The following is a 7,707-nucleotide window of genomic DNA, read 5'->3' on the forward strand; positions in this document are numbered from 1 at the left end:
TAGTGAAAGCGTGTTCTCAGAGGACCCGGACAAGGTGTCCACCATGACCACGACCTCGCCCCAGGGGCGCACCGAACTGCTGAGGCCGGACGGGAGCCCCGTCCGAGTGCTTGTGGTGGACGACGAGCTGTCGATCACCGAACTCCTTTCCATGGCTCTCCGTTACGAGGGCTGGCAGATCCGGAGTGCGGGTGACGGCACGGGTGCCATCCAGACCGCCCGGGAGTTCCGGCCCGACGCCGTCGTCCTCGACATGATGCTGCCCGACATGGACGGCCTCACCGTGCTGGGGCGCCTGCGGCGCGAACTGCCGGACGTGCCGGTGCTGTTCCTGACGGCGAAGGACGCGGTCGAGGACCGGATCGCGGGTCTCACCGCGGGCGGCGACGACTACGTCACCAAGCCCTTCAGCCTCGAAGAGGTCGTGGCCCGGCTGCGCGGGCTCATCCGCCGCTCCGGTGCCGCCGACCGGCGGTCCGACTCGGTGCTGGTCGTCGGTGACCTCACCCTGGACGAGGACAGCCACGAGGTCTCGCGGGCCGGGGAGTCGATCCACCTCACCGCCACCGAGTTCGAGCTGCTGCGCTTCCTGATGCGCAACCCGCGGCGTGTGCTCAGCAAGGCCCAGATACTCGACCGTGTGTGGTCGTACGACTTCGGCGGGCAGGCCAATGTGGTCGAGCTCTATATCTCGTACCTGCGACGGAAGATCGACGCCGGCCGTGAGCCGATGATCCACACCCGGCGCGGCGCCGGCTACCTGATCAAGCCAGCCGCGTCATGAGCGGGCGACGACGGCCGCGGACGCAGAAGCGACGAGCGGGAAAGCCGCGCACCCTGCGGACTCGGCTCGTCGTCGTGTCGGTGACGTTGATCGCCGTGGTCTGCGCGGTGATCGGCACAGTGACGACGCTGGCACTGCGGACCCACCTCTACGACCAGCTCAACGGCCAGCTGTCCGAGGTGACCAAGCGGGCCACCGGAGGCTTCGGCCAGCCGCCGGACGCGGGCAAGGACGGGCAGACACCGCCCGGCCAGCAGGGCACGGGCACCACCGGAACCACCGGTAGTACCGGTAGCACCGGCACCTCGGGCACCAACTCGTCCGGTAGGAAGGACAACAACGAGCCGACGAACCTCGACAACTTCGTCACCATGGGCCCGCAGCCCAGCGGCACCCTCGTGGCGCAGGTCGAGAACGGCAGTATCACCGCCGGCCGGGTCGGCCAGAAGTCGAACGACGACTACAACGTGCCGCAGATGAACCCCAAGACGCTGAGCAACGCACAGCTCAAGGTGCTCGGCTCGGTGGCGCAGGACAAGAAGATGCACACCGTCGAGATCCCGGGCCTCGGCGAGTACCGCGTGCTCTACATGACCGGTAACAAGGGCGCCTACTACGTCGGGGTACCGACCAAGGACGTCGACAACACCATCAGCACGCTGATCCTCGTCGAGATCAGTGTCACCGTCGCCGGCCTGATCGCCGCCACCCTCGCCGGCACCGTCATCGTCGGCGTCGCCACCCGCCCCCTCCGCCGGGTCGCCACCACCGCCACCCGCGTTTCCGAACTCACCCTCCACACCGGCGAGGTGAACCTCAGCGAGCGGGTGCCCGACACCGAGTGCGACCCGCACACCGAGGTCGGCCAGGTCGGTGCCGCGCTCAACCGGATGCTCAACCACGTGCACGGCGCCCTGCACGCCCGCCAGCAGAGCGAGATGCGGGTACGGCAGTTCGTCGCCGACGCGAGTCACGAGCTGCGGACGCCGCTCGCCTCCATCCGCGGGTACGCCGAGCTCACCCGGCGCGGACGGGAGCAGGTCGGGCCCGACACCCGGCACGCCCTCGGCCGTATCGAGTCCGAGGCGGGCCGGATGACCCTCCTCGTGGAAGACCTGCTGCTGCTCGCCCGGCTGGACGCCGGACGTCCGCTCCAGTTCGAGCACACCGATCTCATCCCGCTCGTCGTCGACACGATCAGCGACACCCGGGCCGCCGGCATGGACCACAACTGGCGCCTCGACCTGCCCGACGAGCCGGCGCTGGTCGCCGCCGACGCGGCCCGTATCCAGCAGGTGCTGATCAACCTGCTCGGCAACGCGCGCAAGCACACCCCGCCGGGCACCACGGTCACCGCGCGTATCGAGCGGCGCGGGCCCTGGATGTGCGTCGACGTCGAGGACAACGGGCAGGGCATCCCGCCGGATCTGCTGCCGCACGTCTTCGAGCGGTTCGCGCGCGGTGACTCCGCGCGCTCGCGGTCCACGGGTTCCACCGGTCTCGGGCTCGCCATCGTGCAGGCCGTCGCGTCCGCGCACGGCGGTGCCGTCACCGTGGACAGCGTTCCCGGCCGCACGGTGTTCACCCTGTATCTGCCGGCGCTCGCCCCGGCGACCCCCCAGCCTTCGCCCGAAACGAACTGGCAATCGCACTCACAGGCACAGCACAGTGCCACCACATGGGTGCAACAGGGCGCTTGACGAGAGTCGATGCCATGCGAACCGACTCTTCTCCCGGCACCCTGCCGGCGCGGGAGCACCTCCCGGCCGGTAACGCCGGTACGCCTGTCCTGGACGTAGTGATCCCCGTCTACAACGAGGAGAAGGACCTCGGCCCATGCGTCCTCAGACTGCATGAGCACCTCAAGCGCACCTTCCCGTACGCGTACCGCATCACCATCGCGGACAACGCGTCCACGGACACCACCCCCCAGGTGGCGAAGCAGCTTGAGGCGGAGATCGCCGAGGTGAAGTCGTTCCGGCTGGAGCAGAAGGGCCGCGGCCGGGCGCTGCGGACCGTCTGGTCGGCCTCGGACGCGCCGATCCTCGCGTACATGGACGTGGACCTGTCGACCGACCTGAACGCGCTGCTGCCGCTGGTGGCGCCGCTCATCTCCGGCCACTCCGACCTGGCGATCGGTTCCCGGCTGGCCCGCTCGTCGCGCGTGGTGCGCGGCGCCAAGCGGGAGTTCATCAGCCGCTCGTACAACCTGATCCTGCGCGGCTCGCTGCAGGCCCGCTTCTCGGACGCGCAGTGCGGCTTCAAGGCGATCCGGCGCGATGTCGCACAGGTGCTGCTGCCGATGGTCGAGGACACCGGCTGGTTCTTCGACACCGAGATGCTGGTGATCGCCGAGCGCGCGGGGCTCCGTATCCACGAGGTGCCGGTCGACTGGGTCGACGACCCGAACTCGACCGTGCACATCGTGAAGACGGCGACCGAGGACCTCAAGGGCGTGTGGCGGGTCGGCAAGGCCCTGGCCACCGGTTCGCTGCCGCTGGACCGGGTCGCCCGCCCGTTCGGCGACGACCCGCGCGACCGCGACATCCAGGACGTGCCGAAGGGCCTGGCCCGCCAACTCGTCGGGTTCTGCGTGGTCGGCGGCCTGTCGACCCTCTTCTACCTGGTCCTCTACAGCCTCTTCCGGGAGTTCTCCGGTTCGCAGACAGCCAACGCGCTCGCGCTGCTGGTGTCGGCGGTGGCGAACACGGCCGCCAACCGGCGCCTCACCTTCGGGGTGCGCGGCCGCGGCGGGGCGGTCCGGCACCAGGCGCAGGGCCTGGTCGTCTTCGGCATCGGCCTCGCGCTCACCAGCGGCTCCCTCGCCGCCCTGAACGCGGCGACCAGCGACCCCGCGCACTCCACCGAGCTGGCGGTGCTGATCGCCGCCAACCTCGCGGCGACCGTCCTGCGCTTCCTGCTCTTCCGCGCCTGGGTCTTCCCGGACCGCGACGGCACGGGCGCCGGTACCGGTCCGCACGAGTCGATGGTGGTGGCGACGCACAACCCGGCGTCCCCGACGTACACGACCGGCGGATTCCAGCCGTTCCAGCCGCAGGGCCCGCTCCCGCAGCGCCCGGCGCACCAGCCGTATGCCCAGAACGGCACCACGACCACTCAGTTCCGCGCCGGTGAAGCCGCGGACGGCACCTGGAGGGACAGCACCATGCAGTTGCAGCCGGTGCGCCCGCACGACACCGACCCGGGGGAACCCCGATGAGTACGAACACCGACCCCACGACCCAGTGGGGCCCGCCCCCGACCGCGCCCCCCACTGCCTCGCCCACTGCCTCGCCCACTGCTTCGCCCACCGCTCCCCCGCAGCCGCGGTACGCGCCGGACGGCCATGACGCCCCGGACGCGCCGGCGCCGCAGACGGGCGCGGGCGAACCGAAGCAGCCCTTCGTCCAAAGACTGTGGCGCGGCCGCCCCGAGGACCCCCGCTGGGCGCGCCCGGCCTTCCTCGGCCTGCTGCTCGTCACCGCGGTGCTGTACTTCTACAACCTGAGCGTCAACGGCTACTCCAACTCCTTCTACTCGGCGGCCGTCCAGGCGGGCACCAAGAGCTGGAAGGCGATGTTCTTCGGCTCGCTGGACGCGGGCAACGCGATCACCGTCGACAAGCCCTCGGCGTTCATGTGGCCGATGGAGATCGCGGCCCGGATCTTCGGCCTGAACTCCTGGACGATCCTCGGCCCCGAGGTCCTCATGGGCGTCGGCACGGTCGCGGTCGTCTACGCCTCCGTGCGCCGCCGGTTCAGCCCCGCGGCCGGCCTGATCGCGGGCGCCGTGCTCGCGCTCACCCCCGTCGCGGCGCTGATGTTCCGGTTCAACAACCCGGACGCGATGCTGGCCCTGCTGATGGCGCTGGCCTGCTACTTCGTGGTCCGCGCGGTGGAGGACGGGCGTACGAAGTGGCTGGTGTGGGCGGGCGTGGCGATCGGCTTCGCCTTCCTCGCCAAGACCCTGCAGGCGTTCCTGATCCTGCCGGCGCTGGCGTTCGTGTACGCGGCCGTCGGCCCGCACACGTGGAAGAAGCGGATCGGCCAGCTGGCCCTGGCGACCGGCGCGCTGGTCGTCGCCGGCGGCTGGTGGGTGGCGATCGTCGAGCTGTGGCCGGCCTCCTCCCGCCCCTACATCGGCGGCTCGCAGGACAACAGCTTCCTGTCGCTGACCTTCGGCTACAACGGCCTCGGCCGCATCAGCGGCGACGAGACCGGCAGCGTCGGCGGCGGTGGCGGCGGCACCGGCTCCGGCCGGTGGGGTGCGACCGGCTGGAGCCGGATGTTCAACGACGAGATCGGCAGCCAGATCTCCTGGCTGATCCCGGCCGCGCTGATCCTCCTGGTCGCCGGTCTGGTGGCGACCCGCAAGCTGAAGCGGACCTCGGTTACCCGGGCCTCGTTCCTGGTCTGGGGCGGTTCGCTGCTGATGACCATGATCGTGTTCAGCTACATGGCGGGCATCTTCCACCAGTACTACACGGTCGCCCTCGCCCCCTACATCGCCGCCGTGGTCGGCATGGGCGCGGGTCTGCTCTGGGAGAAGCGCGCCGAGCTGTGGGCGTCGATCACCCTCGCCGCCGCCGTGGTCTCGGCCGCGGTCTGGGGTTACGTCCTCCTCAACCGCACCTCCACCTACCTGCCCTGGCTGAAGTACCTGGTCCTGATCGGCGGTCTGGCCGCCGCGCTCGGCCTGGTCTTCGCGGGCCGGATCTCGCGTCAGCTCGCCCTCGGTGCGGCCGCGGTCGGCCTGGTGGCCGCGCTGGCGGGCCCGACGGCGTACACCCTCAGCACCGTGAACTCCGCGCACACCGGCTCCATCCCGACGGCCGGCCCGGCCGGCGCGAGCTCGATGGGCTTCGGCGGCGGTGGCGGTCCCGGCGGCGGCCGTGGCGGCACGGGCGGTGGCTTCGGCCAGAACCAGCAGGGCGGCACCGGCACCACACCGGGCCAGGGCCAGAACGGCACGGGCGGCTTCCCGGGCGGCGGCACCGGTGGCACCGGCGGTACCGGCGGCTTCGGGGGCGGTATGCCGGGCCAGAACCAGCAGGGCGGCAACGGCACCACGCAGAACGGCAACGGCTTCCCGGGCGGTACCCGGACGGGCGAGGCCGGTGGCATGGGCGGCGGTATGGGCGGTGGCGCCGGCGGTCTGCTGAACGGCGCGACCGTCAGCTCCGAGGCGAAGGCGCTGCTGCAGAAGAACTCCTCCCAGTACACCTGGGTCGCGGCGGCCATCGGCGCCCAGAACGCGGCGAGCTACCAGCTCTCCACCGGTGACGCGGTGATGGCGATCGGCGGCTTCAACGGCACCGACCCGTCCCCGACGCTGGCCCAGTTCGAGAAGTACGTGGCGGACGGCAAGATCCACTACTTCATCTCCTCCGGCACCGGCGGCGGCATGGGCGGCAGCAGCAGCGGCACGTCCTCGCAGATCACCTCGTGGGTGGAGAAGAACTTCAAGAAGGTGACGGTGGGTTCGTCCACCTTCTACGACCTCACACAGAAGGCGAGCAGCAGCTGACCGACTCCTGAGCGGCGCAAGGGCGGTGACCTCCCCGGTCACCGCCCTTTGCCGTTCCCGGGAGCGCCGGGAGAAACTGCGTTGTACGCCGTATAGGAGCTGCTTTACGGTGTACAACATGACTTCTCAGGGCCACCCCCAGCGCTGGTTGATCCTCGGTGTCATCTGTCTCGCGCAGCTCACCGTGCTGCTCGACAACACCGTCCTCAACGTGGCCATCCCCTCCCTCACCCGGGAGCTGCACGCGGCCACCGCCGACATCCAGTGGATGATCAACGCCTACTCGCTCGTCCAGTCCGGCCTGCTGCTCACGGCGGGCAGCGCGGCCGACCTCCCCCACTGCCCAAAAGGCGTGGGGGGACCCCCATCGGCCGCAAGAAGATGCTGATCGCGGGCCTGGTCCTGTTCGGCGCGGGTTCGCTGGCCGCGGGCCTGGCCGATTCGACGGGCCAGTTGGTGGCGGCGCGGGCCGGCATGGGCGTGGGCGGCGCGCTGCTGCTGACGACCACCCTGGCCGTGGCGATGCAGATCTTCACCCCCGACGAGCACCCCAAGGCCATCGGCATCTGGAGCGCCGTCAACGCGCTGGGCTTCGCCGTCGGCCCGCTGATCGGCGGGTTCATGCTCAACCACTTCTGGTGGGGCGCGATCTTCCTGATCAACCTCCCGGTGGCGGCGCTGGCCCTGGCGGCCGTCATCGCCCTCGTTCCCGAGTCGAAGGCTGTGCCTTTCCGGGGGACAACCCCCGGACCCCCGGGCCAGGGCGACCGCCCCGACCTGCTCGGCGCGCTGCTCTCCACGGTCGGCATGGCCGCGCTGGTCTTCGCGATCATCTCCGGCCCGGAGCACGGCTGGACGTCGGCGCGGGTACTGGGCCCGGCCGCGGTGGCGGCACTGGCGCTGGGCCTCTTCGCGTACTGGGAGAACCGGATCCCGTACCCCATGCTCGACCCGCACTTCTTCAAGGACCGCCGCTTCACGGGTGCCGTCGCCGGCGCGGTCCTCATCATCTTCGGCATGGGCGGAGCGCTGTTCCTGCTCACCCAGCACCTGCAACTCGTCCTCGGCTACGGCGCGTTGGAGGCGGGTCTGCGGACGGCACCGCTCGCGCTGACGGTCGTCGCCCTCAACTTCAGCGGCCTGTCGGCCAGGTGGGCGGCCCGACTGGGCACGCCGGTGGCGATCGCCCTCGGAATGCTGCTGATGTCGCTGGGCCTGGTGTCCGTCGCCGTACTCGACTCGAGCGGTTACGGCGGCACGCTGCTCGGTCTGCTGCTGATCGGCGCGGGGTGGGGCCGCGCCCAAACCCCCGGTGGGGCCGCCCGACAGGTCGCGATTTCACACGAGGAGGGCGGGGGGGGGGGCGGGGTGAACGGCGCCCGCGCGGCGGTGGGGGA

At 70.8% G+C, this 7,707-nt stretch carries 4 protein-coding genes and 1 pseudogene; all 5 read left to right on the forward strand.

What is annotated here, in order from left to right; all coding sequences use genetic code 11:
• Positions 1 to 43: 43 nt before the first annotated feature.
• The gene (locus tag ACFWPS_RS30995; RefSeq protein WP_194078854.1) at positions 44 to 784 is read left to right on the forward strand and encodes a response regulator transcription factor; all 741 of its coding nucleotides are present in this window, start codon (positions 44 to 46) and stop codon (positions 782 to 784) included.
• Positions 781 to 2,484 carry an ATP-binding protein gene (locus ACFWPS_RS31000; protein ID WP_383710822.1) on the forward strand — a complete coding sequence of 568 codons (1,704 nt, stop codon included), beginning with the start codon at positions 781 to 783 and terminating at the stop codon, positions 2,482 to 2,484. Before ACFWPS_RS30995 ends, ACFWPS_RS31000 begins: the two co-directional genes overlap by 4 nt.
• Positions 2,485 to 2,498: 14 nt before the next feature.
• Positions 2,499 to 4,004 (forward strand): glycosyltransferase, encoded by a 1,506-nt coding sequence (locus ACFWPS_RS31005; RefSeq protein WP_383710824.1) that lies wholly within the window; start codon positions 2,499 to 2,501, stop codon positions 4,002 to 4,004.
• Positions 4,001 to 6,310, forward strand: a complete 2,310-nt coding sequence (locus ACFWPS_RS31010) for a glycosyltransferase family 39 protein (protein WP_383710826.1) — start codon at positions 4,001 to 4,003, stop codon at positions 6,308 to 6,310. Before ACFWPS_RS31005 ends, ACFWPS_RS31010 begins: the two co-directional genes overlap by 4 nt.
• Positions 6,311 to 6,428: 118 nt before the next feature.
• Positions 6,429 to 7,707: pseudogene (locus ACFWPS_RS31015) on the forward strand (MFS transporter); the annotation flags it as partial.

Source organism: Streptomyces sp. NPDC058457 (genome assembly GCF_042720695.1).
Classification (GTDB): domain Bacteria; phylum Actinomycetota; class Actinomycetes; order Streptomycetales; family Streptomycetaceae; genus Streptomyces.

Excerpts from the sequence above, each read along its gene's own strand:
- ACFWPS_RS31000 (WP_383710822.1), top strand. The coding sequence starts at position 781 with ATGAGCGGGCGACGACGGCCGCGGACGCAGAAGCGACGAGCGGGAAAG.
- ACFWPS_RS31005 (WP_383710824.1), top strand. The coding sequence starts at position 2,499 with ATGCGAACCGACTCTTCTCCCGGCACCCTGCCGGCGCGGGAGCACCTC.
- ACFWPS_RS30995 (WP_194078854.1), top strand. The coding sequence starts at position 44 with ATGACCACGACCTCGCCCCAGGGGCGCACCGAACTGCTGAGGCCGGAC.
- ACFWPS_RS31010 (WP_383710826.1), top strand. The coding sequence starts at position 4,001 with ATGAGTACGAACACCGACCCCACGACCCAGTGGGGCCCGCCCCCGACC.